Genomic DNA, 25557 nt, shown 5'->3' with positions numbered 1-25557 from the left:
GTGAGCTGCTCAGGATCAGACTGTTCAGGCATTGCAAGAAAGTTATTTTATGCTTCAGGTGGTAAAGGGGAAATTATTGAGGTTCGCCCTTCAAAAGCTGGGGGGTTAAATCTCTATGGAATGCCTAGTGTGGATAGACATTGGGCGGAGAAGCTCCCCCGCAGATCTATTTCCGATCCTGAGATTCCGAGGTGATGATAATGCAGAAGGCTTTTCGTACCTATTCAACTGCGCAGTTACCCGCTGGCTTTAAGTATCCAGAAAAATATCTGGAGCTGGCCAAGTCGGTAGATTTACCTAATGACTTTGTCTGGTGGTTTGATGATGCAAGCACGGAAGGTGGTGAGTTGTCGTGGCGTTTGCGGCACAGTTATGGGGGTAGGTTTAGAGGGTCGAAATTTAATTCCATTTGCTCAGTTAAATGATGACGCCGCTTTTTTTTGATGGTGACGACTTAGGTGGCGATCCTCGAGTTGTTGTTATTGATCTAGGTGGCAAGGGGCGGGCTTATGAGTTGCCGAGCTTTGATGTCTGGCTGAGTGACGTTGCTAAAGTCTGATTTTCAGAGTGGCGTTCTTTGTTGTGTCTTGTTTTGGAATAATTTCTGTTAGACCGTCAAAGGGCAAGCTATTCTTCGCACAAGAATTTTTCTGGCACATGGCTAGTTAGCCAAACTCCATTCTCCGCCTGAAATAACTTGAAGCCCTGTTGGTACATACGCAGGGCTTCAATTTTTAGTACCACAGGTTTTCCATAGCGCTGTCCGACAGCAATCGCTGTTGATCTGTCCTGCGATAGGTGCACGTGGTGGCGTGAGCCAGCAATCAGCCCTTGTTGGCGGATCGACTCCCGGAAGCGTGTTGCTGTGCCATGGTAGAGAAATTCCGGTGGTTCTTTCTCTATGTGCTGAAGGCTGACGTTGGATGTCGAGTGGCCCTGTACGGCGCGGATGCGTTGTCCATCATCCGAGATGCTGAAGCGTTTTTTATCGCTGCTGCTGACGACCGCTTGAATAAGTGCGGTATCTAGCGTTCGCCCGTCTTTAGCCGCGCCGGCAATCAAAAAATCGATATCTGCCCAGCCTTCGCTGTCTAGCTGCAAGCCGATAGCTTGTGGCTCATGCCTGAGAACATAGCTGAGAAACTTGCTGGTTTCGTTGAGTTGTTTGCTGCTCATGTTATTTCCGTGGTTCCTGGCTTATGCCTTGTGAGGCAGCTGCTGCCCATCGACAATCTTGCCCCTGAAATTTCTCCAGCACCACCTCGATTTCCCGCCGCCCCTCGGCGTAGTTTTGCAGTTGTGCGATCACCTCGGGGGCCGGCTCCTGGCCTTTCAGGTCATGGGTGAAATCCCGGCTAGAAATCGTGCCGAAAGTATCAACCATGTCCCCGTACACCTGTCCACCATGTGTCCGGTCCATACAAAGGTGCAAAAGGAGCTATTGGTGCAATCATAAGATTCTTCGGAAAAGAGACAGGTGATTACACACTTTGGGTATTGTGTCCCAAAGGTGCCCGCGCGCAGTAGGATCAATAACTTGTCACTTTCGGTCATTGAGCCGCGCCCGCTGGCTCTTTAATGTCGGCCTCAGATAACTGACGGGCCCCGCCAGCCTTGGCGAGGCGCCTGCATTCCGTGATTACGCCTGTTGTGGAGTTGACTATGGCCACCGCTCAATACCCGCATTTGCTCGCCCCGCTGGACCTGGGTTTCACCACCTTGCGCAACCGCACGCTGATGGGCTCGATGCACACCGGCCTTGAAGAGAAGCCCGGCGGTTTCGAGCGCATGGCGGCCTATTTTGCCGAGCGCGCCCGTGGCGGCGTCGGCCTGATGGTGACCGGCGGCATTGGCCCGAACGTGGAGGGTGGGGTGTATTCCGGCGCTGCCAAGCTGAGCACGCCGGAAGAAGCCGATAAACACCGCATCGTCACCAAAGCGGTGCATGAGGCCGGTGGCAAGATCTGCATGCAGATCCTCCACGCCGGTCGCTATGCCTACAGCCCGAAATCGGTAGCGCCAAGCGCCATCCAGGCGCCGATCAACCCGTTCAAGCCGCGCGAGCTGGATGAAGAGGGCATCGAGAAGCAGATCCAGGACTTCGTCACCTGCTCGCTACTGGCGCAAAGCGCCGAGTACGACGGCGTCGAGATCATGGGGTCGGAAGGCTACTTCATCAACCAGTTCCTCGCCGCCCACACCAACCAGCGCACCGATCGCTGGGGTGGCAGCTACGAGAACCGCATGCGCCTGGCGGTGGAAATCGTCCGCCGGGTGCGGGAAGCGGTAGGGCCGAACTTCATCATCATCTTCCGCCTGTCGATGCTTGACCTGGTCGAGGGCGGCAGCAGCTGGGAAGAGATCGTGCAGCTGGCCAAGGCCGTGGAACAGGCCGGCGCGACCCTCATCAACACCGGTATCGGCTGGCACGAGGCGCGGATCCCGACCATCGCCACCAAGGTGCCGCGCGCGGCGTTCAGCAAGGTCACCGCCAAGCTGCGCGGTGCAGTGCAGATCCCGCTGATCACCACCAACCGCATCAACACCCCAGAAGTCGCCGAGCAGATCCTTGCCGAAGGCGATGCCGACATGGTCTCGATGGCGCGGCCGTTCCTGGCCGACCCGGAGTTCGTCAACAAGGCCGCCGCCGGGCGTGGCGACGAGATCAACACCTGCATCGGCTGTAACCAGGCCTGCCTGGACCACACCTTCGGCGGCAAGCTGACCAGTTGCCTGGTCAACCCGCGCGCTTGCCACGAAACCGAGCTCAATTACCTGCCGGTAACCCAGGTCAAGCGTATCGCCGTAGTGGGCGCCGGCCCCGCCGGCCTGGCTGCTGCCACCGTGGCAGCCGAGCGCGGCCATGAGGTGACCCTGTTCGATTCGGCCAGCGAGATCGGCGGCCAGTTCAACGTGGCCAAGCGCGTGCCGGGCAAAGAGGAGTTCTACGAGACCCTGCGCTACTTCAAGCGCAAGCTGCAGACCACCGGTGTCGAGCTGTGCCTGAACACCCGCGTCGATGCCGAGCAGCTGGCGGCGGGCGGCTTTGACGAGATCATCCTCGCCACCGGTATCGCTCCGCGCCTGCCGGCTATCCCTGGCATTGAACACGCCAAGGTGTTGAGCTACCTGGACGTGCTGCTGCAACGCAAGCCGGTAGGGCAGAAGGTTGCGGTGATCGGCGCTGGCGGTATCGGCTTTGACGTCTCCGAGTACCTGGTGCACCAGGGCGTGGCCACCAGCCAGGACCGCGAGGCGTTCTGGAAGGAGTGGGGCATCGATACCCAGCTTGAAGCCCGCGGTGGTGTGGCCGGCATCAAGGCCGAACCCCATGCGCCGGCGCGTCAGGTGTTCCTCCTGCAGCGCAAAAAGACCAAGGTCGGCGATGGCCTGGGCAAGACCACCGGCTGGATTCACCGCACCGGCCTGAAGAACAAGCAGGTGCAGATGCTCAACAGCGTCGAGTACCTGAACATCGACGATGCCGGCCTGCACATCCGCATCGCCGAGGGCGAGCCGCAGGTGCTGCCGGTGGATAACATCGTCATCTGCGCCGGCCAGGACCCGCTGCGCGAACTGCAGGACGGCCTGGTCGCCGCTGGCCAGTCGGTGCACCTGATCGGCGGTGCCGATGTCGCCGCCGAGCTGGATGCCAAGCGCGCCATCAACCAGGGGTCGCGCCTGGCCGCCGGACTCTGACTGGCGCAGCGCGGCGGGCTGCCGGGCCCGTCGCGCTGTTACACTGCGCTGCCCTGGCAGCCCTGTTGTGCCCCTCCCATGATCGGCAGATTCGACGACCTTCCTCTCGCGCCCCTGCAACCCTTGCCCCTGAGCTGGCTGCGCGCCCATGGCGTGGAGCTGGCGGTGTTGCGCCTGGACCTGATCGACCCGCTGATCAGCGGCAACAAGTGGTTCAAGCTGCTCGAACACCTGCGAATCGCCCAGGCCCAGGGGGCGCCTGGGGTGATCAGCCTTGGCGGCGCCCATTCCAATCACTTGCATGCCCTGGCAGCCGCCGGCAAGCGTTTCGGCTTTGCCACCGCAGGCCTGCTGCGCGGGCACGCGCAAGACACACCGACGGTGCGCGACCTGCAGGCCTTTGGCATGCAGCTGCATTGGCTGGGGTATGGCGGCTATCGCGAGCGTCATCAGCCGGGTTTCTGGCAACCCTGGCAGGCGCTTTACCCCGGCTGGCATTGTGTCGCCGAAGGCGGCGGCGGGGCCCTGGGCGCCAAGGGCTGCGCCTTGATCGTCGAGCAGGCGCACGCGCAATTGGCGGCGCTGGGCTGGGCGGATTATCACGGCTGGTGGCTGGCGGCAGGTACTGGTACCACCCTGGCCGGGTTGGTGCTGGCGGAAGCGGGCAGGCACGAGGTTCATGGCGCCTTGGCCGTGCCGCTGGACCATGGCGTGCCCGAGGCGGTGCAAACGTTGGTGGGCAAGGCCGGTTACCGCTTGCATGAGGCCTGCCGTGGCGGCTTTGCCAAGGTCGATGACGAACTGTTGGCGTTCATGGCCGAGTGCGAGGCGCAGTCGGCGATGCCGCTGGAGCCGCTGTACACCGCCAAAGCCTTGCTGGCGCTACGTCGGGAGGTCGAAGCCGGGGCCTTTGCCCCTGGTACCCGCCTTATCTTCCTGCACAGCGGCGGCCTGCAGGGCCGCCGCAGTTTTGCCTAGTTGTTGCGTGGCAACATGCGCAGCAGGGTGTTATCGCGCTGCACGTAATGATGGTACAGGCCTGCGACCGCATGCAGGCCGATCAGCCAGTAGCCCCAAGTGCCGATACGCTCGTGCCAGCCCTTGATGAATTTGGCCTGGTCCGGGTCCGGGGCGATCAGCGCCGGCAGCTCGAAACCGTAGAACGGGATCGGTTTGTTGGCGGCGCTGAGCAGCAGCCAGCCGGCCAGCGGCAGGCCGATCATCAGCAGGTACAGGGCCAGGTGCATCAGGTGCGCCAGGCCTGTCTGCCAGGCCGGTGGCGCCGGAATGATCGCTGGGGTCGGGCGACCCAGGCGCAGGGCCAGGCGTAACCAGACCAGCACGAACACGCTCAGGCCCAGCATGAAGTGCAGGTCTTTCATCAACGCGCGTTCGGCGCTGTCCTTGGGAAACATGCCGCGCAGTTCGATAAAGGCGTAGACCGCCGCCAGCAGCACCAGCATCAGCCAGTGCAGGGCAATCGACAGGCCACTGTAGCGGGCCTGGTTTTGGCTCAGAGTCATGGGTGTTCCTCATCATCAGGTCGAAGTCCGCGCTCTTCTGGCGCAGTCAGCTAACTGTAACCGCTTGCCAGCTGGTTACCCGGGCATTGCAGCAGAAATTCATCACCGCCGTCTTGATCTGTCGCTAGAATCCGGCGCTTGTGCCCCACTATTTTGCAAGGTTTGTACTTCATGCTGATGGCATCTTTGATTTTCCTGCTGACCATTACCCTGGTGATCTGGCAGCCCCGTGGCCTGGGCGTGGGCTGGAGCGCCACGGGCGGGGCGCTGCTGGCGTTGCTTTGCGGGGTGGTGCAGTGGAGCGATATCCCGGTGGTCTGGCACATCATCTGGAACGCCACTGGCACCTTCATCGCCCTGATCATCATCAGCCTGCTGCTCGATGCCGCCGGCTTCTTCGCCTGGGCGGCGTTGCATGTGGCGCGTTGGGGACGTGGCAGTGGCCGGCGCTTGTTCTGCTACATCGTGCTGCTGGGGGCACTGGTGTCGGCGCTGTTCGCCAATGATGGTGCGGCGCTGATCCTTACCCCGATCGTGGTGGCCATGCTCCTGGCCCTGCGCTTCAGCCCGGCGGCGACCCTGGCGTTCGTCATGGCCGCAGGCTTTATCGCTGATACCGCCAGCTTGCCGCTGGTGGTGTCGAACCTGGTCAACATCGTCTCTGCCGACTTCTTCGGTATTGGCTTCAACCGCTACGCGGCGGTGATGGTGCCGGTCAACCTGGTCGCCGTGGCGGCCACCCTGGCAGTGCTGCTGTGGTACTTTCGCCGCGACATTCCGCGCAACTACGACCCGCTGCAACTGGATGCCCCGCGCAGCGTGGTGCAGGACCCGGCGACCTTCGTCGCCGGCTGGCTGGTGCTGATGATCCTGCTGCTGGGTTGCTTTGCCCTGGAGCCGCTGGGCATTCCGATCAGCGCGATTTCTGCAGTGTGCGCCCTGGTGTTGCTGCTGGTGGCGGCGCGCGGGCACAAAATCTCCACGCGCAAGGTGCTCAAGGAAGCGCCCTGGCACATCGTGGTGTTCTCCTTAGGCATGTACCTGGTGGTCTACGGCCTGCGCAATGCCGGGCTGACCGATTACCTGGCCGGCTGGCTCGACGGTTTTGCCATGGGCGGGGTGTGGGGAGCGGCGCTGGGCACCGGGCTGCTGACCGCGGTGCTGTCGTCGATCATGAACAACCTGCCGACGGTGCTGATCGGCGCCTTGTCGATCGATGCCAGTACCGCCACGGGTGTGGTCAAGGAGGCGATGATCTACGCCAACGTGATCGGCAGCGACCTGGGGCCGAAGATCACCCCGATCGGCAGCCTGGCGACCCTGCTGTGGCTGCATGTGCTGGAGCGCAAGGGGGTGAAGATTGGCTGGGGGTATTACTTCAAGGTCGGGATCGTGCTGACGGTGCCGGTGTTGTTGCTGACCTTGGTGGCGCTGGCGCTGCGGTTGACTGTGGTCTAGAGGTGGCCTGATCGCGGGTCAAGCCCGCTCCCACAGTGGATCTGTGTGCATGTGGGAGCTGGCTTGCAAAACCCGTCACCCTGGCAGGTTCGGCCATAAGTCCGAGACCAGAAACAACCGCTCGGCTTCCTCCCACTCGCCACGCTCACCCTCGACCAGCCGCACCAGCAACTGCGCTGGCGCCAGCGGGTCCAGCGCCTGCAACCAGGTCTCGAAGCGCTGTGCCGACCAGCAGTCCTGCGCCGGGTAACAGGCCGGCGCCAGCCAGGCATGGCGCGGCAATGGCTGCCAGCGACCAGGTGCACTCTGGGCACGGAACGCTGCCCAGTCACGCTGGTGCAACCATCGCCCACGCAAGTGCTGTGGGTTGGCCCCGCGCGGCGCTTGCGCCTGTCCCGGCCAGGGGTACAGCAGGTAGCCGCCCAGCCACAGCTGCGCACTGAACTGCTCGATCTCCAGCGCCGCCAGCGCTTCGCGGCTTTCGCTACGGGCCGATATCGGCAGTTGATGCTCGGCCAGGTGCGCAAGCTTGCGGTCCAGGCGATCGTGACAACCCGGCCCCAGCCACTGCGCCGGGTTGTCGTCGGTGCCGTGCTGCGGGCCCAGGTATAGCTTGATTGCCAGTTCCAGGTGGTGCACGCCGTCACTGTCGCGCAGCAGCAGGTCCAGCTCGCCGAGGGTATGCCCGCCGTTGCGGATCGGCAGGTTGGCGGCCAGCAGGGTCACGCCCGGGGCATGCTGGAGGACAAACTGCCATAGACGTTCGTAGTACAGCCCCAGGCGCCGGGTGCTGGCCTGGGTCAGCCAGTACAGCAGGGCGTGGCTGTCACGGTCCTGCTCGAGCAGCCACTGCTGCAGCCGTTCTGGCTCGGCCACCCAACGGCTGGCGGCCAGTGGATGACGCTGCGGCCACGGCGTGTCGCGCAGCATCGGCGGCGCGAGAATGACCCAGGCCAGGTCGCGCACCTGAGGCTGGCGCAACTGGCGGGGCAGGTCGATCAGGCTGGGAAACGGGTTCATTCAGCGAGCATAGCCGCTAAGCCTGCGCGCCTGGCGAATTTCTCCGGCGTTTGCCGCTGCACGGCGCTTTCGCCCATAATCGAACTCTTTGGCGAGCATCGCCTTTTTACCCGCCGTAGAGCCCTGGAGCCCCATGGAGCAATTTCGCAATATCGGTATCATCGGCCGCCTCGGCAGCTCCCAGGTGCTCGATACCATTCGCCGACTGAAAAAATTCCTGCTGGAGCGGCATCTGCACGTCATCCTTGAGGACACCATCGCCGAAGTCCTGCCCGGCCACGGCCTGCAGACCTCAACGCGCAAGCTGTTGGGCGAAGTCTGCGACCTGGTGATCGTCGTCGGGGGCGACGGCAGCCTGCTTGGCGCCGCCCGCGCCCTGGCCCGGCACAACATTCCGGTGCTGGGTATCAACCGTGGCAGCCTGGGCTTCTTGACCGACATCCGTCCCGATGAGCTGGAAGTGAAAGTCGCCGAGGTACTCGACGGCCATTACCTGGTGGAAAACCGTTTCCTGCTGCAGGCCGAAGTCCGCCGCCACGCCGAAGCCATCGGCCAGGGCGATGCCCTCAACGATGTGGTGCTGCACCCGGGCAAGTCGACGCGGATGATCGAGTTCGAGATCTACATCGACGGCCAGTTCGTCTGCAGCCAGAAGGCCGATGGCCTGATCGTCGCCACCCCGACCGGTTCCACCGCCTACGCGTTGTCGGCGGGCGGGCCGATCATGCACCCCAAACTCGACGCCATCGTCATCGTGCCGATGTACCCGCACACCCTGTCCGGGCGGCCGATCGTGGTCGACGGCAACAGCGAGCTGAAGATCGTGGTGTCCAAGGACCTGCAGATCTACCCGCAGATTTCCTGTGACGGCCAGAACCATTTCACCTGCGCACCGGGCGACACCATCACGGTGAACAAGAAGCCGCAGAAGCTGCGCCTGATCCATCCGCTGGATCACAATTACTATGAGGTATGCCGGACCAAGCTCGGCTGGGGCAGCCGCCTGGGTGGTGGAGGCGAGTGATGCTCGATCCCGCTCGCAGTTTCGACCTGATCGGTGACGTGCACGGTTGTGCGCACACCCTCGAACGCCTGCTCGATGCCCTCGGCTACAAGCGCCAGGGCGGCGTCTGGCGTCACCCGTCGCGCCAGGCGCTGTTCCTCGGCGACATCATCGACCGTGGCCCGCGGATTCGCGAAGCGCTGCACATCGTCCATGACATGGTCGAAGCCGGCCAGGCCTATTGCATCATGGGCAACCACGAGTACAACGCCCTGGGCTGGAACACCCCGGTGTTGCCCGAGAGCGGCAAGCATTACGTGCGCGAGCACACCCCGCGCCATGGGCGGCTGATCTACGAGACCCTGACCCAGTTCGAACAGCACCCGGGCGACTGGCAGGACTTCCTCGAGTGGTTCTACGAGCTGCCGCTGTTCATCGACGCCGGGCGTTTTCGCCTGGTGCATGCCTGCTGGGACGCGCGCCTGATCGAGCCGCTGCGCCAGCAGTACCCGGACGGGCGCATCGACGAGCATTTCATCCAGGCTTCGGCGGTGCCGGAGAGCTTTGCCGCCACGGTCTGCAACCGCCTGTTGCGCGGCACCGACATGCGCCTGCCGGACGGTTTGACCCTGACCGGGGGCGACGGCCTGACCCGCGCGTTTTTCCGCACCAAGTTCTGGGAAGAAGACCCGCAAACCTACGGCGATATCGTCTTCCAGCCCGATGCGCTGCCCGAGCAGGTAGCCAACGCGCCGCTCAGCCACAGCCAGAAGAACGCCTTGCTGCGCTACAGCGAGGACGAACCGATGCTGTTTGTCGGCCATTACTGGCGCAGCGGCAAACCAGCGCCGATCCGCGCCAACCTGGCCTGCCTGGACTACAGTGCGGTGCTGTACGGCAAACTGGTTGCTTACCGTCTGGATGCTGAAACCCGCATCGACCCACGCAAGTTCGTCTGGGTCGATGTCGACCGGCCGGAGGCCAGCCAATGACTGTAGTGGAGGTATTACGCATGCCGCTGAGTACCGATCTCAGCGGTTTTGTCGGCCTGTTACGGCGCCTGCAGGTGCCGCACCGGGTCAGCGAGGAGGGCGGCGACCTGGTGTTGTGGGTGGCCGAGGACTTCGCCGAAGACGTGCGCGAGCTGTATCAGCGCTTCCCAGAGGGCAATGCGGAGTTTGAATTGCCGGCCGACACCGCCCTGGCGCCACCGGCACAGCCAAGCGTCGGCGAGCAGTTGCGCGCCAGCAAGGCCACGGCGGCGATCCTGCTGCTGTGCCTGATCGTCGCCGGCCTCACCGGGCTTGGCGACAACTTCGCCACCTTGAGCTGGCTGACCTTCCTCGATTTTCGCGTGCAGGGCGATTACCTGTACTTCACCCCGCTGGCCGCAAGCCTTGCCGATGGCCAGTGGTGGCGCCTGTTCACACCGATGCTGGTGCATTTCGGCATCCTCCACCTGGCCATGAACGGCCTTTGGTACTGGGAGCTGGGCCGGCGCATCGAGCTGCGCCAGGGCCCGTGGAACCTGCTCGGCATGACCCTGCTGTTCAGCCTGGTGTCCAACGCCGCCCAGTACCTGTTTGGCGGCCCGAGCCTGTTCGGCGGCCTGTCGGGGGTGCTCTACGGTTTGCTCGGGCATGTCTGGCTGTACCAATGGCTGGCGCCCAACCCTGTGTATCGCATGCCGCGCGGCGTGCTGGTAATGATGCTGGTCTGGCTGTTGCTGTGCCTGTCCGGTTTGATCAGCCTGCTCGGCTTCGGCCAGATCGCCAACGCCGCTCATGTCGGCGGGCTGTTGGTCGGTTGCCTCAGCGGGCTCTTGGGCGGGGCGCTGGCCCGGCGTAAACTGACCGCTTGATTTTGGGAGACGTTATGTCCACTTTTGCGCAAATGATTGAAAACATCACCCCGGAAATCTACCAGAGCCTGAAACTGGCCGTGGAACTGGGCAAATGGGCAGACGGGCGCAAGCTCACCACCGAGCAGAAAGAGCTGTCGCTGCAGGCGGTGATCGCCTGGGAACTGCAGAACCTGCCCGAGGAAGAGCGCACCGGTTACATGGGGGCGCAGGAATGCAGCTCCAAATCGGCACCGGTGGCGAACATCCTGTTCAAGTCGGATGCGATCCATTGATCGAACTCGGCCGCGGCTCCATCAGCAAAATGTCGGCGCGCCTCGACGCGTCGATGGTGCAGTACGCTTTTCGCCTGGGCGAGCAGGAAGTGCCGGTCAACCCCTTGATCGGCAAGACCGTGCGCCTGGAATACCTCGGTGCCATCCATTGCAGCCACTGCGGGCGCAAGACCAAGACCAGCTTCAGCCAGGGTTACTGCTACCCGTGCATGACCAAGCTTGCGCAGTGCGATGTGTGCATCATGGCCCCGGAAAAATGCCATTACGATCAGGGCACCTGCCGCGAACCCGCGTGGGGCGAGCAGTTCTGCATGACCGATCATGTGGTGTACCTGGCCAACTCCTCGGGCATCAAGGTCGGCATCACCCGCGCCAGCCAGCTACCGACGCGCTGGCTTGACCAGGGCGCCAGCCAGGCGCTGCCGATCGTGCGGGTTGCCACCCGCCAGCAATCGGGGCTGGTCGAGGACCTGTTCCGCAGCCAGGTCGCCGACCGCACCAACTGGCGCGCCTTGCTCAAGGGCGATGCCGAGGCGGTCGACCTGCTGGCCGTGCGTCAGCAGTTGTTCGACAGCTGCGCCGAGGGCTTCAGCGCCCTGCAGACGCGATTCGGCCTGCAGGCGATCCAGCCGCTGACTGACGCCGAGGTGCTGGAAATCCGCTACCCGGTCGAGGCCTACCCAAGCAAGATCGTCAGCTTCAACCTGGACAAGAATCCCGTGGCTGAAGGCACGCTGCTGGGCATCAAGGGCCAGTACCTGATCTTCGACACCGGCGTGATCAATATTCGTAAATACACGGCGTACCAGCTCGCCGTGCATCAGTAAAAAAGGACCGCCACATGCGTACCGAACAGCCGCAAGTGATCTACCTCAAGGACTATCAGGCCCCCGAGTACCTGATTGACGAGACGCACCTGACCTTCGAACTGTTCGAGGACCACAGCCTGGTCCACGCGCAACTGGTCATGCGCCGCAACCCGGCCCGTGGTGCTGGCCTGCCGCCGCTGGTGCTCGACGGCCAGCAGCTGGAGCTGCTCAGTGTGGCCCTGGACGACCAGGCCCTGGCTGCCGGTGACTACCAGCTTGACGATAGCCACCTGACCGTACAGCCCAAGGCTGCGACCTTCACCCTCGACACCAGCGTGAAGATCCACCCCGAGAGCAACACGGCCCTCGAAGGCCTGTACAAGTCCGGCAGCATGTTCTGCACCCAGTGCGAGGCCGAAGGGTTTCGCAAGATCACCTACTACCTCGACCGCCCGGACGTGATGAGCGCGTTCACCACCACGGTGATCGCCGAGCAGCATCGCTACCCGGTGCTGCTGTCCAACGGCAACCCGGTCGGCAGCGGCCCACAGGACGACGGCCGGCACTGGGCGACCTGGGAAGACCCGTTCATGAAACCGGCCTACCTGTTCGCCCTGGTCGCCGGTGACCTGTGGTGCGTTGAAGACAAGTTCACCCGCCAGTCGGGCCGTGACGTGACCCTGCGCATCTATGTCGAGCCGGAAAACATCGACAAGTGCCAGCACGCCATGACCAGCCTGAAGAAGTCCATGCGCTGGGACGAAGAAGTCTACGGCCGTGAGTACGACCTGGACATCTTCATGATCGTTGCGGTCAACGACTTCAACATGGGCGCCATGGAAAACAAGGGCCTGAACATCTTCAACTCCAGCTGCGTGCTGGCCCGTGCCGAAACCGCCACCGACGCCGCCCACCAGCGGGTCGAGGCGGTGGTCGCCCACGAATACTTCCACAACTGGTCGGGCAACCGCGTGACCTGCCGCGACTGGTTCCAGCTGTCGCTCAAGGAAGGCTTCACGGTGTTCCGTGACTCCGAATTCAGCGCCGACATGAACTCGCGCACGGTCAAGCGCATCGAGGATGTCGCCTACCTGCGTACCCACCAGTTCGCCGAAGATGCTGGGCCCATGGCCCACGCCGTGCGCCCTGACAGCTTTATCGAGATCTCCAACTTCTACACCCTGACCGTGTACGAGAAGGGTTCGGAAGTGGTGCGCATGGTCCGCACCCTGCTTGGTGCCGAGGGTTTCCGCAAAGGCAGCGACCTGTACTTCGAGCGTCATGATGGCCAGGCGGTGACCTGCGATGACTTCATCAAGGCCATGGAAGACGCCAACGGCGTCGACCTGAGCCAGTTCAAGCGCTGGTACAGCCAGGCCGGCACGCCGCGCCTGGCGGTCAGCGAGGCCTACGACAGTGCTGCGCAAACCTACAGCCTGACCTTCCGTCAAAGCTGCCCGGCAACCCCGGACAAGGTCGAGAAAAAACCGTTCGTGATCCCGGTGGAACTGGGCCTGCTCGATGCCCAGGGCAACGATATCGCCCTGCGCCTGCAAGGCGAGGCGGCTGCGGTCGGCACTTCGCGGGTGCTGTCGGTGACCGAAGCCGAGCAGACCTTCACCTTCGAAGGCGTTGCCGCCAAGCCGCTGCCATCGTTACTGCGTGGTTTCAGCGCACCGGTCAAGCTGAGCTTCCCCTATGACCGCGACCAGCTGATGTTCCTCATGCAGCATGACAGCGATGGCTTCAACCGCTGGGAAGCCGGCCAGCAACTGTCGGTGCAGGTGCTGCAGGAGCTGATCGCCCAGCACCAGCAGGGTGCCAAGCTGGTGCTTGACCAGCGCCTGGTGACCGCGTTGGGCACGGTGCTGGCTAACGAGCAACTGGATCAGGCCATGGTCGCCGAAATGCTTTCGCTGCCCAGTGAGGCCTACCTCACCGAAATCAGCGAAGTGGCCGATGTCGATGCCATCCACGCCGCCCGCGAGTTCGCCCGCCAACAGATCGCCGAGCAGCTGTTCGAGGCCCTGAATGCACGCTACCAGGCCAACCGCGGGGTATCGCGTGGCACCGAGTACCTCGCCGAGGCCGAGCACTTTGCCCGGCGCAGCCTGCAGAACATCGTGCTGTCGTACCTGATGCTCAGCGCCAAGCCTGAAGTCCTGGCCGCGACCCTGGAGCAATTCGACGCCTGTGACAACATGACCGAGCGTCTCACCGCGCTGGCCGTGCTGGTCAATTCGCCGTTCGAAGCCGAGCGGGCCAAGGCCCTGGAGAGCTTTGCCGAGCACTTCAAGGACAACCCGCTGGTCATGGACCAGTGGTTCAGCGTACAGGCGGCCAGCACCCTGCCGGGCGGCCTGGCACGGGTCAAGGCACTGATGCAGCACCCGGCGTTCACGATGAAGAACCCGAACAAGGTCCGCGCCCTGGTCGGTGCCTTCGCCGGGCAGAACCTGGTCAACTTCCACGCTGGCGATGGCTCGGGTTACCGCTTCCTGGCGGACCTGGTGATCGAGCTCAACGCACTCAACCCGCAGATCGCGTCGCGCCAACTGGCGCCGCTGACCCGCTGGCGCAAATACGACAGCGCGCGTCAGGCGCTGATGAAAGGTGAGCTGGAGCGCATTCTGGCTAGCGGTTCGCTGTCCAGTGATGTGTATGAGGTCGTGAGCAAAAGTCTGGCTTGATGGCCTCATCGCGGGTCAAGCCCGCTCCCACATTTAGTGTGGGAGCGGGCTTGACCCGCAATTGCTTCCCCGCAAATCCCCCCCGCTTAACAAAAGATAACGTCCCGTTCGTTGTCAGTCCTTTGCAAACCCCGATAGGATGGCTCTCAGCTATTGCGGGGCTCTGGAACACGGTTTTTGGCAGTACCTGCATATAGATTGACCCAAATAACAATAAAGGGGGATAGATCTATGACTGAGCCTGTCATGGCGGGTCTCGGCGGTGCTGCGCGTAAAGCCGGCAGTCGCCCTTGGGCATTGGCCGCCAGCGGCTTGCTGGTAGTGGCAATCGGGCTTTGGGCCAACACGGTCGAGGCTGCAGCCGCTGCAACCGATGTCTACTCCACCGAATCGTCCAAGGCGGTAAACAGCCTGCTGCTGGACGTCACCAAGGCCGGCGCGCGCCTGGTCGCTGTCGGTGATCGCGGCCATATCCTGTTTTCCGATGACCAGGGCAAGACCTGGACCCAAGCCAAGGTACCGACCCGGCAACTGCTCACGGCGGTCTATTTTGTCGACGACCAGCACGGCTGGGCGGTCGGCCACGATGCGCAGATCCTCGCCAGCACTGACGGTGGCGCCACCTGGAGCAAACAATTTGAAGACCTGGCGCGCGAAGCGCCGTTGCTCGACGTCTGGTTCAAGGACACCCAGCACGGCTTCGCCGTGGGTGCCTACGGCGCATTGCTGGAAACCACCGACGGCGGCAAGACCTGGAACGAGGTCGGCGATCGGCTGAACAACGAAGACCAGTTCCACCTCAACGGTATCGCCGCGGTGAAAGACGCCGGCCTGTTCATCGTTGGCGAGCAGGGCAGCATGTTCCGCTCCAGCGACGACGGTCAGACCTGGGAAAAGCTCGAAGGCCCCTATGAAGGCTCGCTGTTCGGTGTCACCGGCACCGCCCAGCCGCGTACCTTGCTGGCCTACGGATTGCGCGGCAACCTCTACCGCTCCACGGATTTTGGCGATAGCTGGCAACAGATCGAATTGAAAGCCGCGCGCGGCAACCTCGAATTTGGCCTGGCAAGCGCTACGCTTCTCGATGATGGCAGCCTGGTACTCGTGGGCAATGGCGGCAGTGTGTTGCGCAGCAGCGACGACGGCCAGAGCTTCAGCGTGTTCAACCGGGCCGATCGCATCGCCCTGGCCGGCGTCAGCGGGCTGAGTGGAGGGCGCCTGGTGCTGGTAGGCCAGGGTGGCGTGCACCTGGCTTCGGCCCAGGGCGCCGAAGGAGTGCAGCCATGACCGGTCAGGAGCAGTTCAACATGAACCAGCAACACCATCAGGACAAGACAACTTTGCTCGAACGCCTGATCTTCAACAATCGCCCGGTGGTGATCCTCATCTGCTTGCTGGTCAGCGTGTTCCTGTTCTGGCAGGCCACGCAGATTCGTCCTTCCACCAGTTTCGAAAAAATGATCCCGCTCGAGCACCCCTTCATCGAGAAGATGCTCGAGCACCGCAATGACCTGGCCAACCTCGGCAACACCGTGCGCATCTCGGTGGAGGCCACCGACGGCGATATCTTCAGCAAGGAGTACATGGAAACCCTGCGTCAGGTGCATGACGAGGTGTTCTACATTCCCGGCGTCGACCGTTCCGGGCTGAAGTCGTTGTGGAGCCCCAGCGTGCGCTGGACCGAAGTGACCGAAGAGGGCTTTGCCGGTGGCGAAGTCATCCCGCAGACCTACAACGGCTCGCCGGAAAGCCTCGACAAGCTGCGTAACAACGTGCTCAAGTCCGGGCAGGTCGGGCGCCTGGTGGCCAACAACTTCAAGTCGAGCATCATCGATATTCCGCTGCTGGAGTCCTATCCCGACCCGCAGGACCAGGGCAAGCTGATCAAGCTCGACTATCAGCAGTTCTCCCATCAGCTGGAAGAGAAGATCCGCGACAAGTTCCAGGCCCAGAACCCCAATGTGAAGGTACACATCGTCGGCTTCGCCAAGAAGGTCGGCGACCTGATCGACGGCCTGATGATGGTGGCGATGTTCTTCGGGATCGCGCTGGTGATCACCTGGGTGCTGCTGTACTGGTTCACCTGGTGCATCCGCAGCACCATCGCCGTGTTGATCACCACCCTGGTGGCGGTGGTCTGGCAACTGGGGCTGATGCACGCGGTGGGCTTCGGCCTTGACCCGTACTCGATGCTGGTGCCGTTTTTGATCTTCGCCATCGGCATCTCCCACGGGGTGCAGAAGATCAACGGCATCGCCTTGCAGTCCAGCGATGCCGACAACGCCCTGACCGCCGCGCGGCGTACCTTCCGCCAACTGTTCCTGCCGGGGATGATCGCCATTCTCGCCGACGCCGTGGGCTTCATCACCCTGTTGATCATCGACATCGGCGTGATCCGCGAGCTGGCCATCGGTGCGTCGATCGGTGTAGCCGTGATTGTCTTCACCAACCTGATCCTCCTGCCGGTGGCGATCTCCTATGTCGGCATCAGCAAGAAGGCCATCGAGCGCAGCAAGAAGGACGCCACCCGCGAGCATCCGTTCTGGCGCCTGCTGTCCAATTTTGCCAGCGCCAAGGTGGCGCCGGTGTCCATTGTCCTGGCCTTGCTGGCCTTCGGTGGCGGTCTCTGGTACAGCCAGAACCTGAAGATCGGCGACCTCGACCAAGGCGCGCCGGAGCTGCGTCCGGACTCGCGCTACAACCAGGACAACGCCTTCATCATCGACAATTACTCGACCAGTTCCGACGTGCTGGTGGTGATGGTCAAGACCCCGACCGAAGGCTGTTCGGTACACGCGACCATGGCGCCGATCGACGAGCTGATGTGGAAGATGGAGAACACCCCTGGGGTGCAGTCGGCGATCTCGCTGGTGACCGTGTCCAAGCAGATGATCAAGGGCATGAACGAGGGCAACCTGAAATGGGAAAGCCTGTCGCGCAACCCGGACGTGCTCAACAGCTCGATCTCCCGTGCCGACGGCCTGTACAACGCCGACTGCTCGCTGGCGCCGGTGCTGATCTTCCTCAACGACCACAAGGCCGAGACCCTCGACCGTGCGGTCAAGGCGGTGCAGGAGTTTGCCGACAGCCATAACAAGGAAGGCCTGGAATTCCTCCTGGCTGCCGGTAACGCCGGTATCGAGGCGGCCACCAACGAAGTGATCAAGTCGGCCGAGCTGACCATTTTGATCCTGGTGTACATCTGCGTGGCGGTGATGTGCATGATCACCTTCCGCTCCTTCGCCGCGACCCTGTGCATCGTCCTGCCGCTGGTGCTGACCTCGGTGCTGGGCAACGCGCTGATGGCCTACATGGGCATCGGCGTCAAGGTCGCGACCCTGCCGGTGGTGGCACTGGGCGTAGGCATTGGCGTGGACTACGGCATCTACATCTACAGCCGCCTGGAGAGCTTCCTGCGCGCCGGGTTGCCGCTGCAGGAAGCCTACTACCAGACCCTCAAGTCCACCGGCAAGGCGGTATTGTTCACCGGCCTGTGCCTGGCCATCGGCGTGTGCACCTGGATCTTCTCGGCGATCAAGTTCCAGGCCGACATGGGCCTGATGCTGACCTTCATGCTGCTGTGGAACATGTTTGGTGCGCTGTGGCTGCTGCCGGCTCTGGCGCGGTTCCTGATCAAACCGGAGAAAATGGTGGGCAAGGAGGGCGGTTCGATTTTTGCCCATTGACCGCTGCTGTCATCGGGGCTACTTCGTAGCCCATCGCCGGCAAGGCCGGCTCCCACAGGTGCGCATTACCTGTGGGAGCCGGTCTTGCCGGCGATGCTTTTGACGATCAGGTATCATGGGGGTTTTCCCGCCAGTGATCTTCCTGCAATGACAACCCTCTCCCAAGCCCTCGAATCCAGCAACATGCTCCTGATCGACGGCCTGCACGCCTTTGACTTCACCTTCGACGAAACCGGCCTGAGCATCGAGCTGATGGACGGCCGTGCCTTGAAAAAATACAAGTTCTCCCCCGAGCAGATCGGCGCCGCCCGGCTTGAAGGTACCGACTGGCTGGTCGCGGCCGAGACTGGCGAGCATCGGCTAGTCTGTATGAGTGCCTTTAGTGCCTGCGATGAGGAAGACGATGACGCGCCTGCTGAAGAACCTGCTGATCGCCAGTAGCATGAGCCTGACGCTCACCGCCCAGGCCCACGACCTGCTGGTCGGCAGCTATACCGCAGGCAGCAGCGAAGGTATCTACCGCTACCGCTTCAACAGTGACAGCGGCCAGATCGACCCTGCGCCGCTGCAGATCCTCATGAGCGAAAACCCGTCCTGGCTGACCCTCTCGGTAGACAAGCGCCTGCTGTTTGCCGTCAACGAGAACGGCGCCGGCAACGGCCAGGTCAGCAGTTTTGCGATTGGCAAGGACGGCAACCTCAAGGCGCTGAACCAGGTGCCAAGCCAGGGCGATGAACCAACCCATTCCAGCCTCAGCCAGGACCAACGCTACCTGTTCGTCGCCAATTACGGCGTGTTGCCCGCCCCGGGCGGCAGCCTGAGTGTGTTGCCGGTGGGGCGTAACGGCTACCTGCAAGCCTCGGTGCAACAAGACCGGCACAAGCCCAGCGGCGTCAACCCGGAGCGCCAGACCGGGCCCCATGTGCACTCTGTGGTGTCATCGGACGACGGCAAGTACGTGTTCGCCAGCGACCTGGGGGCCGACAAGGTGTTTGTCTACCGCTACGACGGCGCCAGCCCCACGCAACCACTGAGCGCGGTCGAGCCGGTTAGCCTGCCACCGGGCAGCGGGCCGCGGCACCTGCTGTTTGACCGCGATGGCAAGCATGCCTACCTGACCCTGGAGATGAGCGCCCAAGTGGTGGCCTTCGATTATCAGGACGGCAAGCTGGTGGAGCTGCAGCGCCTGCCATTGACCGAGCAGAACGATGCCTCGGCCAAGGCGGCGGGGGCATTGCACCTGTCGGCCGACGGGCGCTTTCTGTATGTCAGCAACCGTGGCACGGCCAACGAGCTGCTGGTGTTTGCCGTGGATGACAAGAGCGGCAAGCTGATGCAGGTGCAGCGGCGCAGTGTCGAGGGCGATCACCCGCGGGAATTTACCCTCGACCCTACCGGCAAGTACCTGTTGGTGGCCAATCAGAAGAGCAACCAGATCGTGGTGATCCGCCGTGATCCACGCAGTGGCCTGCTGGGCGAAACCGTACAGAAGCTGGCCCAGGATGCGCCGTCGGACCTGAAGTTCGTCAACTGACTATCAATTGCCTTGATGTTGGCTACTGCTGCAATGAATTTCTGTGCGCCGCGCCAGCGGCGTAAGTTTGAACCACGGCCCCAAGCGGCCACTTCAAACCACAGACTTCGAGGTCAGCGCCATGAACTTCAACCTTTTCCCGGTCATCGCCGCTTCCGCCATTTCTGCTTCGGTGGTCCTGCCGGCCAACGCCCATGTCGAGCTCAGCGAGCGTAAATCGTCGACCCAGAGCTATACCCAGAAATACCTGCAACAAAGTGCCAACTTCTACGCTGCGCTGGACCACAAGTCGCAGCATTGAGCGTGTAGATTTTTCTGGTAATAGCATATCGCCATGTGATTGAATTTGACGCTAATTTATTGACGTCAGGGGATAACACATGAAATGGCGAATTCTGGCGGTGTTGCTGTTCCTCTATTCTTCGCCGATTCTGGCGCTGTAGCTTCTGGCCTCATCGCTGGCAAGCCAGCTCCCACAAGGGCCCTGTGGGAGCTGGCTTGCCAGCGATGGGTTCAACGCGCCATGATCGCCTTGAACAATGCCGACTCCAGCCACCTCTGCAACCATGCCCGCAAGTGCGGGTAGGGCGCGTGGGCGAACCACTCAGGCTCCACCCCGGCAAACTGGCGCATCAACGGCAACAATGCCGCGTCAGCCAGGCTGGGATGGTCCGCGAACAGGTACGCCTGCTGCGCCAGTCGCGCATCCAGTTCCACCAACCAGCTTTCGGCCTGGGCCCGGTAATGTTCCCGTGAATGCTGCGGATAGCGTTCGGCGTACTTGTACAGGTTGACCTGGGCCTTGAACTCGCGATCATTGCGTGCGATCAGCGCATCAGCGGCTTGCGCCGCCTGCGGGTCGGCCGTCAGCCGCCAATCGTGCGGGTCGTGCCGGGCCAGGGCCCAGCGCATGATGTCCAGGCTTTCCTCCAGTACCAGGTCATCGGCACTCAACACCGGCACCGTGCCCTTGGGCGACAGGGCCAGCAGTTCGGCTGGCTTGGCCTTGAGGCTGACTTCGCGGATCTCTACCGGGCACTGGGCGTAGCGCAGGGCCAGGCGCGCGCGCATGGCCCAGGGGCAGCGGCGGAACGAGTAGAGGATCATCCGCTGACCTCCACGGTACTCAGGCCATTACCCTGGCGGCGGACCTGGATCTGCACCGGGATGCGCTCGTGCATCTCCTGCACGTGGGAGATCACCGCGACCTTGCGGCCCTGGGCCTGCAGGCCGTCGAGCGCGTCCATAGCCAGTTGCAGCGATTCCGGATCGAGGCTGCCGAAGCCTTCGTCGATAAACAGCGATTCGATGCGCAGGGTGCTCGAAGCCATCGAGGCCAGGCCCAGGGCCAGGGCCAGCGAGACCAGGAAGGTCTCGCCGCCCGACAGCGAATGCACCGAGCGCAGTTCGTCACCCATTTCCGTGTCCAGCACCAGCAGCCCGAGCAGGCTGCCACCGCGCTTGAGCCGGTAGCGCCGGGCCAGTTGGCGCAACTGGGCGTTGGCGTGGTGCACCAGCAGGTCGAGGTTGTAGCCCTGGGCGATCTTGCGGAAGGTATCGCCGGTGGCCGAGCCGATCAGGGCATTGAGCCGTCCCCAGCGCTGCCACTCGCTGTAGGCCGTGGCGATCTGCTCGGCCAGGGTCTGGTGAGCCAGTTGCCGGCGCTGGTCTTCGGCCTGGGCGGCACGCAGTTCAGCGCAGGTCTGTTCGCTGGCGGTCAGTTGCACCTGCAGGCTGTCGAAGGCCTGTTCCAGCGTTTCGCGGGTGAGCTCGGCATTGCCCTGGGTCTGATGCTGGTCCAGGCGTTGCTGGCGCTCCTGCAGCAGGGTACGCGCCTGTTCGATGGCCTTCTCGCTGTCCTGCAGCCCCTGGCGCAGTTGCGCCACGGCGTTGTCGTCGAGCGCCAGCAACTGCTCCAGGCCGCTGTCGTCCAACTCCGGGTGGCCCTGGCGCCATTGTTCGATCTGGCCGCGCACCTCATGGTGTTCCTGCTCCAGCGCGCTCAGGCGTTCGCCCTTGGCTTTGAGCTCGGCGGCCAGTTCGATCAAGCGTGCCTGGGTCTCCTGCAACTGTTGGCCGGCCTGGGTTTCGGCCTGGCGCGCTTGCTCCACCGCCTGGTCCAGATGCTGCTGCCAATGCTCGGCGCTGGCCTGTTCGCCGAGCAGGCTGGCAAGGCTGTCGCGGCTGGCTTGATGCTGGCGCTCCAGCTCGCTGAACTGCTGTTGCAGTTCTTCCTGCTTCTGAATCCGTGCCTGTTGCTGCAACTGGGCTTTGTCCAGGGTCTGCTGGCGCTCGCCGTGCTCCTGCTGTTCGTCCTTTTGCCGTTGCAGCAGGTCCAGGCGCAGGGCCAGTTGCTGGTCCAGGCGCATGAAGGCGGCAGCCGGCTCCTGGCGCAGGTCGTTGAGGATCTCGCCAGGCAACAGGCTGGCGAAACTGGCCAGTTCCTGCTCCAGGCGCTCTTGGTCACTGGCCAGCGCCGTTTGCTGCTGGCTCAGGTGCTGGTTGGCCTGCTGACTGGTGTCTTGGGCTGCCTGCAATTGCTGTTGCAGGCGGCTGGCGTCTTTCTGCAGGGCCAGTAGGGCGTTCTGGCGCTGTTCGTCACGACTGATGTCGTGGTTCAGGTTGCGCACCTGCAAGTCCAGCCAGGCGCTGCGCTGGCTGGCGTCCTGGTCGGCCAGCGACGGGTACAGCGGGTGCGCTTCAAGGCTTGGCTGCAACGCGTGTTGCTGGTTGCCCAGTTGTTCCTGCTGGTGCAGGTATTCCTTGATCTGGCCGTTGACGCCACCCAGTTGAGTGCGCAGTTCATCGAGCTGTTTCTTCAGCCCGTCGACCATTTGCTGTGCGTTGGCCTCTTCGTTCTGGTCGTGGCGGCCGAGGCTTTGCAGCAGGGCTTCGGGCTGGTGATAAGGGTGCTCCTGGCTACCGCACACCGGGCAGGGCTGGTCGTCTTGCAGTTGCGCGCGCAGCTCTTCGACGCTCTGGCTGCGGGCCAGGCGTTGGCGTTCGAGCAACTGGCGGGTAACGCTTAGCGCTTGCTCGGCGGCGGTCAGCTGGTTCTTGCCATTGAGGCCTTCGCTGATCAGCTGCTCGCGTTGCTTCAACGCCGCTTGCTGGCGCTCGCGCAAGGCTTGCAGGCGCTGTTCGAGGTCCTGCTGGTTGCTCCACAGCCGGCTCAGTTCTTCGACCTGACGCTGCTGCTGGCGGTTTTTCTGCAGCAGCTCGCCGAGCAGGCCGATCTGTTCGGCCAGGGCCTGGGGTTCAGCCTCGGCTTCGCGGTAGAGCAGGGCCAGGGCGGCGCGCTGCTCCTCAAGCTGGGCACTGGCCTGGCTGGCACGCTCCTGCAGGCCAGGCAGCTCGGCGTGGCCCTGGTTGAGGCGGTTGCCCAGCTGCATCAGTTGCTGCAGGCGGTCGCGATAGGCGCTCCAGGCTTCGCTCAGCCCGGCCAGCGGCGCGCTTTGCTCCAGCTGTTGGCCGATCTGCTGCAGGCGCTGTTCGCTCAGGCGTTGCTGTTCATCGAGGGTCAACAGCTGTTGCTGGCCCTCGGCACTGGCCTGCTCGGCCTGGTGCTTGAGCGTCGCGCTGTTGGCCAGTTCCTGGTGCAGGCGGGCGAGGGTGTTCTGCTCGGCAAAGGCCTGGCGCACCGATGGCGCGCTGTCGGTTTGTTGTGCCAGGGCCTGGGCGAGGGCCGCGTGGGCCTTGCCCAGGTCGTCCTGCAGTTGCTGCTGGTGGCCATGCAACAGGTCATGCTGCTGGCGCTGCGCGGCGATGCTCATCACCAGCGGGCTGAGCTGGGCATTGAGCGCCTGCTGGCGGGCAAACTGGTGACGCTGCGGCGCCAGCTGTTCCAGGCGCGCGAGTTTCAGCCGCTCGCTGTGCAGGCTGTCGTTGTGCTGCTGGGCACTGTGCAGTTGCGCCGTGCTGGTCTGCACCTGTTCCTGCAGTTGCAGCAACTCGGTGAGCCAGCTGCGCTGCTGTTCAAGCTGGCGCAGTTGCGCCTGTTCGGTCTTGAACCGATCGAGGGCCCCGCTGTAGCGCTGGTCGAGTTCGGCGCGGGCCTCGGCGGCCATAGGCATCACGCCGCTGGCCTGGTCCAGCAGGGCCTTGTGCGCCTCTTCGGCTTCCTTGCTCTTGCTGTAGGCGCGGCGGCCCAGCTGGCTGTAGATCGCCGTGTTGGTAAGCTTTTCCAGCAGCTCGCTGCGCTCTTTGTCATCGGCCTTGAGAAAGGCGCTGAACTCGCTCTGGGCCAGCATCACCGCGCGGGTGAACTGTTCGAAGTTCAGGCCCAGGCGCGACTCGATCAGTTGCTTGTATTCGGCCTTGCTCTGGTTGCTCAGCAGCTGGTCGCTGTCCAGGTCATGCAGGCTCTGACGGCTGCCTTGCAGCTTGCCGTTGGCCTTGTCGCGGGCGCGGTTGGTTTCCCAGCGGGCGCGGTAGCGCCGGCCGTCGATGCCGACGAAATCCACCTCGGCAAAACCGCTGCCCGAGCCCCGGCGTAGCAGGGTGCGCGGGTCGCTGGTGAGGATGTCGCTGTCGACCTCCGGCAGCTTGGTCTCGCGGCCGATGTTGTTCAGCCGTGGCACGGCGCCGAACAGCGCCAGGCACAGGGCGTCGAGCAGGGTACTCTTGCCGGCGCCGGTGGGCCCGGTAATGGCAAACAGGCCGGCGCTGGCCAGCGGCTCGGCGGTGAAGTCGATCTCGATCGGGCCTTCCAGCGAGGCCAGGTTCTTCAGACGGATGGCGAGAATCTTCATGGCTGTTCTTCCTCCTGCTGGACGTCCTGCAGCAACAGGGCAAAGTCGGCCAGGGTCTGTTCGTCGACGGCATTGCCATAGGCCTGCTCCCAGGCGCGGCTGAACAGCTCGTGCGGGGTCAGTTGGCCCAGTTCCAGCAAGTCGGCGCCGCTCTCATCCTCGCTGCGCCCGTTGCCGGCATACTCGGCCGCGATGCGCACCAGGCGCACGGCCTTGCCGTGCAGGGCGCCTTCGAGCTGGGCGCGCAGGTCGGGCAGGGGCTCGTCCAGGCGTACGCGGATCTCCAGCCAGGGTTGGCGCTGCGGATCGTCGAGCAGGTCAATCACCGGCAGCTCGGCCAATTGCTCGAGCACTTCGGCCAGTGGCGCCGGGCCCAGCCGTTGCAGGTGCACGGCCCGCGGCACCAGGCGCGATTCGACGCTGGCCAGGTTGGCGCCATCCAGTTCGATTTCAAGGATCTGGTGTTGATAGCCGATTTCCGAGAACGACAGCGGGATTGGCGAGCCGCTGTAGCGGATGCGCTCTTCGCGGTTGACCTTCTGCGGCTTGTGCAGATGGCCGAGGGCGACATAGCTGATTTGCGGGGCGAACAGGCGCGCTGGCAAGGCTTCGGCGTTGCCGATGATCAGGCTGCGTTCGGAGTCTTCCGAGACCGAGCCACCGGCCATGTGCGCGTGGCTCACGGCAATCAGTGCCTGGCCGGCCTTGCGCCGTTGCAGGGCGGCGGCGATGAGTTTCTCGTGGACCTGGGCAATGCCACGCAGGTAGTCATCGCCCAGGTGCGCACCGGTGACTTCCGCCGGGCGCAGGAACGGCAGCGCCAGGCACCAGGCGGCGACCTTGCCCTTGGCGTTGGTCAGCGGAATCAACAGGCGCTCGCTGTCCAGTTCACCTTCGTCCAGCCACTGCACCCGGCCCAGGGCGTGGGTGCGCAGGCGGCGCATCAGCGGCGCCGGTAGTTCAATGCGCGAGCCGGAGTCGTGGTTGCCGGCGATCATCACGATGTTCAGCTTGGGCTGCTGTTCGTGGGCCTGGACGATGAAGTCGTAGAGCCGCTCCTGGGCTTTGACCGGCGGGTTGACGGTGTCGAAGATGTCGCCGGCAATCAGCAGCGCATCGGGCTGGCGCAGCTTGAGCTGGCCGAGCAGCCATTCGAGAAAACAGGCGTGTTCGAAATCGCGTTCCTGGCCGTGCAGGGTTTGTCCCAGGTGCCAGTCGGAGGTGTGAAACAGACGCATGAAGGGTTCC

The 25557-nt window shown here is 63.3% G+C and carries 21 protein-coding genes; 14 read left to right on the top strand and 7 right to left on the bottom strand.

What is annotated here, in order from left to right; translation table 11 throughout:
- Positions 1-627 precede the first annotated feature (627 nt).
- Entirely contained in the window at positions 628-1176 is a 549-nt protein-coding gene (locus PspR32_RS18035; RefSeq protein ID WP_159388983.1) for an RNA 2'-phosphotransferase, read from the bottom strand.
- 1 nt (position 1177) lies between these two features.
- A complete protein-coding gene (locus PspR32_RS18030; protein ID WP_159388982.1) occupies positions 1178-1384 on the bottom strand; it encodes a hypothetical protein in 207 nt (68 codons plus the stop codon).
- Positions 1385-1662: 278 nt separating this feature from the next.
- Here PspR32_RS18030 and PspR32_RS18025 point away from each other — a divergent pair, with 278 nt between their 5' ends.
- Positions 1663-3699 carry an NADPH-dependent 2,4-dienoyl-CoA reductase gene (locus tag PspR32_RS18025; protein WP_159388981.1) on the top strand — a complete coding sequence of 679 codons (2037 nt, stop codon included), beginning with the start codon at positions 1663-1665 and terminating at the stop codon, positions 3697-3699.
- A gap of 78 nt (positions 3700-3777) precedes the next feature.
- Positions 3778-4677, top strand: a complete 900-nt coding sequence (locus PspR32_RS18020; protein ID WP_159388980.1) for a 1-aminocyclopropane-1-carboxylate deaminase/D-cysteine desulfhydrase — start codon at positions 3778-3780, stop codon at positions 4675-4677.
- Here the strand turns inward: PspR32_RS18020 and PspR32_RS18015 are convergent.
- Positions 4674-5222 carry a cytochrome b gene (locus PspR32_RS18015; protein ID WP_010223278.1) on the bottom strand — a complete coding sequence of 183 codons (549 nt, stop codon included), beginning with the start codon at positions 5220-5222 and terminating at the stop codon, positions 4674-4676. The two genes, PspR32_RS18020 and PspR32_RS18015, sit on opposite strands and share 4 nt — an antisense overlap.
- 171 nt (positions 5223-5393) lie before the next feature.
- Here PspR32_RS18015 and PspR32_RS18010 point away from each other — a divergent pair, with 171 nt between their 5' ends.
- A complete protein-coding gene (locus tag PspR32_RS18010) occupies positions 5394-6680 on the top strand; it encodes an arsenic transporter (protein WP_010223279.1) in 1287 nt (428 codons plus the stop codon).
- A 75-nt stretch (positions 6681-6755) separates the two neighbouring features.
- Here the strand turns inward: PspR32_RS18010 and PspR32_RS18005 are convergent, their stop codons facing one another.
- Positions 6756-7700 (bottom strand): DUF1853 family protein, encoded by a 945-nt coding sequence (locus tag PspR32_RS18005; protein WP_036996454.1) that lies wholly within the window; start codon positions 7698-7700, stop codon positions 6756-6758.
- Between the two features lie 133 nt (positions 7701-7833).
- Between PspR32_RS18005 and PspR32_RS18000 the strand changes: the two genes are divergently transcribed.
- The 11 genes from PspR32_RS18000 (at position 7834) to PspR32_RS17950 (ending at position 19859) form a co-directional block, all read left to right on the top strand.
- A complete protein-coding gene (locus PspR32_RS18000; RefSeq protein WP_010223281.1) occupies positions 7834-8724 on the top strand; it encodes an NAD(+) kinase in 891 nt (296 codons plus the stop codon).
- Positions 8724-9695, top strand: a complete 972-nt coding sequence (locus tag PspR32_RS17995; protein ID WP_159388979.1) for a metallophosphoesterase — start codon at positions 8724-8726, stop codon at positions 9693-9695. Before PspR32_RS18000 ends, PspR32_RS17995 begins: the two co-directional genes overlap by 1 nt.
- Complete coding sequence (locus PspR32_RS17990) at positions 9692-10564, top strand: rhomboid family intramembrane serine protease (protein WP_010223283.1); 873 nt, start codon at positions 9692-9694, stop codon at positions 10562-10564. Before PspR32_RS17995 ends, PspR32_RS17990 begins: the two co-directional genes overlap by 4 nt.
- 14 nt (positions 10565-10578) lie before the next feature.
- Entirely contained in the window at positions 10579-10839 is a 261-nt protein-coding gene (locus tag PspR32_RS17985; RefSeq protein ID WP_010223284.1) for a YeaC family protein, read from the top strand.
- On the top strand, positions 10836-11666 hold the full coding sequence (locus PspR32_RS17980; protein WP_026001334.1) for a DUF2797 domain-containing protein: 831 nt from the start codon (positions 10836-10838) through the stop codon (positions 11664-11666). Before PspR32_RS17985 ends, PspR32_RS17980 begins: the two co-directional genes overlap by 4 nt.
- Positions 11667-11680: 14 nt before the next feature.
- Positions 11681-14338: an aminopeptidase N gene (pepN, locus tag PspR32_RS17975; RefSeq protein ID WP_010223286.1), complete on the top strand. Its 2658-nt coding sequence runs from the start codon at positions 11681-11683 to the stop codon at positions 14336-14338.
- A 231-nt stretch (positions 14339-14569) separates the two neighbouring features.
- Positions 14570-15625 (top strand): WD40/YVTN/BNR-like repeat-containing protein, encoded by a 1056-nt coding sequence (locus tag PspR32_RS17970; RefSeq protein WP_081839698.1) that lies wholly within the window; start codon positions 14570-14572, stop codon positions 15623-15625.
- A 20-nt stretch (positions 15626-15645) separates the two neighbouring features.
- The gene (locus tag PspR32_RS17965; protein WP_026001336.1) at positions 15646-18024 is read left to right on the top strand and encodes an efflux RND transporter permease subunit; all 2379 of its coding nucleotides are present in this window, start codon (positions 15646-15648) and stop codon (positions 18022-18024) included.
- A gap of 147 nt (positions 18025-18171) precedes the next feature.
- Positions 18172-18465, top strand: a complete 294-nt coding sequence (locus tag PspR32_RS17960) for a DUF5629 family protein (protein ID WP_010223289.1) — start codon at positions 18172-18174, stop codon at positions 18463-18465.
- Positions 18428-19558, top strand: coding sequence for a lactonase family protein (locus PspR32_RS17955; RefSeq protein WP_010223290.1), 1131 nt, complete (start codon positions 18428-18430; stop codon positions 19556-19558). Before PspR32_RS17960 ends, PspR32_RS17955 begins: the two co-directional genes overlap by 38 nt.
- 121 nt (positions 19559-19679) lie before the next feature.
- Positions 19680-19859 carry a hypothetical protein gene (locus PspR32_RS17950; RefSeq protein WP_010223291.1) on the top strand — a complete coding sequence of 60 codons (180 nt, stop codon included), beginning with the start codon at positions 19680-19682 and terminating at the stop codon, positions 19857-19859.
- A gap of 212 nt (positions 19860-20071) precedes the next feature.
- Here the strand turns inward: PspR32_RS17950 and PspR32_RS17945 are convergent, their stop codons facing one another.
- Genes PspR32_RS17945 through PspR32_RS17935 form a run of 3 tightly spaced genes read right to left on the bottom strand, consistent with a single transcriptional unit; the run spans position 20072 to position 25547 of the window.
- Positions 20072-20665, bottom strand: a complete 594-nt coding sequence (locus tag PspR32_RS17945; RefSeq protein ID WP_036996449.1) for a glutathione S-transferase — start codon at positions 20663-20665, stop codon at positions 20072-20074.
- Entirely contained in the window at positions 20662-24309 is a 3648-nt protein-coding gene (locus PspR32_RS17940) for an AAA family ATPase (RefSeq protein WP_159388978.1), read from the bottom strand. The genes PspR32_RS17945 and PspR32_RS17940 overlap by 4 nt, the downstream gene beginning before the upstream one ends.
- On the bottom strand, positions 24306-25547 hold the full coding sequence (locus PspR32_RS17935) for an exonuclease SbcCD subunit D C-terminal domain-containing protein (RefSeq protein WP_010223295.1): 1242 nt from the start codon (positions 25545-25547) through the stop codon (positions 24306-24308). The genes PspR32_RS17940 and PspR32_RS17935 overlap by 4 nt, the downstream gene beginning before the upstream one ends.
- Positions 25548-25557 lie beyond the last annotated feature (10 nt).

The organism is Pseudomonas sp. R32, assembly GCF_009866705.1.
Taxonomy (GTDB): domain Bacteria; phylum Pseudomonadota; class Gammaproteobacteria; order Pseudomonadales; family Pseudomonadaceae; genus Aquipseudomonas; species Aquipseudomonas donghuensis.
Note: the sequence above shows the minus strand (reverse complement) of the source record. Positions and strands in the feature narration are given on the sequence as shown.

What these genes read in the sequence shown, in the direction of transcription:
- PspR32_RS18035 (WP_159388983.1), bottom strand. Translation starts at nt 1,176, where the DNA reads ATGAGCAGCAAACAACTCAACGAAACCAGCAAGTTTCTCAGCTATGTT.
- PspR32_RS18030 (WP_159388982.1), bottom strand. Translation starts at nt 1,384, where the DNA reads ATGGTTGATACTTTCGGCACGATTTCTAGCCGGGATTTCACCCATGAC.
- PspR32_RS18025 (WP_159388981.1), top strand. Translation starts at nt 1,663, where the DNA reads ATGGCCACCGCTCAATACCCGCATTTGCTCGCCCCGCTGGACCTGGGT.
- PspR32_RS18020 (WP_159388980.1), top strand. Translation starts at nt 3,778, where the DNA reads ATGATCGGCAGATTCGACGACCTTCCTCTCGCGCCCCTGCAACCCTTG.
- PspR32_RS18015 (WP_010223278.1), bottom strand. Translation starts at nt 5,222, where the DNA reads ATGACTCTGAGCCAAAACCAGGCCCGCTACAGTGGCCTGTCGATTGCC.
- PspR32_RS18010 (WP_010223279.1), top strand. Translation starts at nt 5,394, where the DNA reads ATGCTGATGGCATCTTTGATTTTCCTGCTGACCATTACCCTGGTGATC.
- PspR32_RS18005 (WP_036996454.1), bottom strand. Translation starts at nt 7,700, where the DNA reads ATGAACCCGTTTCCCAGCCTGATCGACCTGCCCCGCCAGTTGCGCCAG.
- PspR32_RS18000 (WP_010223281.1), top strand. Translation starts at nt 7,834, where the DNA reads ATGGAGCAATTTCGCAATATCGGTATCATCGGCCGCCTCGGCAGCTCC.
- PspR32_RS17995 (WP_159388979.1), top strand. Translation starts at nt 8,724, where the DNA reads ATGCTCGATCCCGCTCGCAGTTTCGACCTGATCGGTGACGTGCACGGT.
- PspR32_RS17990 (WP_010223283.1), top strand. Translation starts at nt 9,692, where the DNA reads ATGACTGTAGTGGAGGTATTACGCATGCCGCTGAGTACCGATCTCAGC.
- PspR32_RS17985 (WP_010223284.1), top strand. Translation starts at nt 10,579, where the DNA reads ATGTCCACTTTTGCGCAAATGATTGAAAACATCACCCCGGAAATCTAC.
- pepN (WP_010223286.1), top strand. Translation starts at nt 11,681, where the DNA reads ATGCGTACCGAACAGCCGCAAGTGATCTACCTCAAGGACTATCAGGCC.
- PspR32_RS17970 (WP_081839698.1), top strand. Translation starts at nt 14,570, where the DNA reads ATGACTGAGCCTGTCATGGCGGGTCTCGGCGGTGCTGCGCGTAAAGCC.
- PspR32_RS17965 (WP_026001336.1), top strand. Translation starts at nt 15,646, where the DNA reads ATGAACCAGCAACACCATCAGGACAAGACAACTTTGCTCGAACGCCTG.
- PspR32_RS17960 (WP_010223289.1), top strand. Translation starts at nt 18,172, where the DNA reads ATGACAACCCTCTCCCAAGCCCTCGAATCCAGCAACATGCTCCTGATC.
- PspR32_RS17955 (WP_010223290.1), top strand. Translation starts at nt 18,428, where the DNA reads ATGACGCGCCTGCTGAAGAACCTGCTGATCGCCAGTAGCATGAGCCTG.
- PspR32_RS17950 (WP_010223291.1), top strand. Translation starts at nt 19,680, where the DNA reads ATGAACTTCAACCTTTTCCCGGTCATCGCCGCTTCCGCCATTTCTGCT.
- PspR32_RS17945 (WP_036996449.1), bottom strand. Translation starts at nt 20,665, where the DNA reads ATGATCCTCTACTCGTTCCGCCGCTGCCCCTGGGCCATGCGCGCGCGC.
- PspR32_RS17940 (WP_159388978.1), bottom strand. Translation starts at nt 24,309, where the DNA reads ATGAAGATTCTCGCCATCCGTCTGAAGAACCTGGCCTCGCTGGAAGGC.
- PspR32_RS17935 (WP_010223295.1), bottom strand. Translation starts at nt 25,547, where the DNA reads ATGCGTCTGTTTCACACCTCCGACTGGCACCTGGGACAAACCCTGCAC.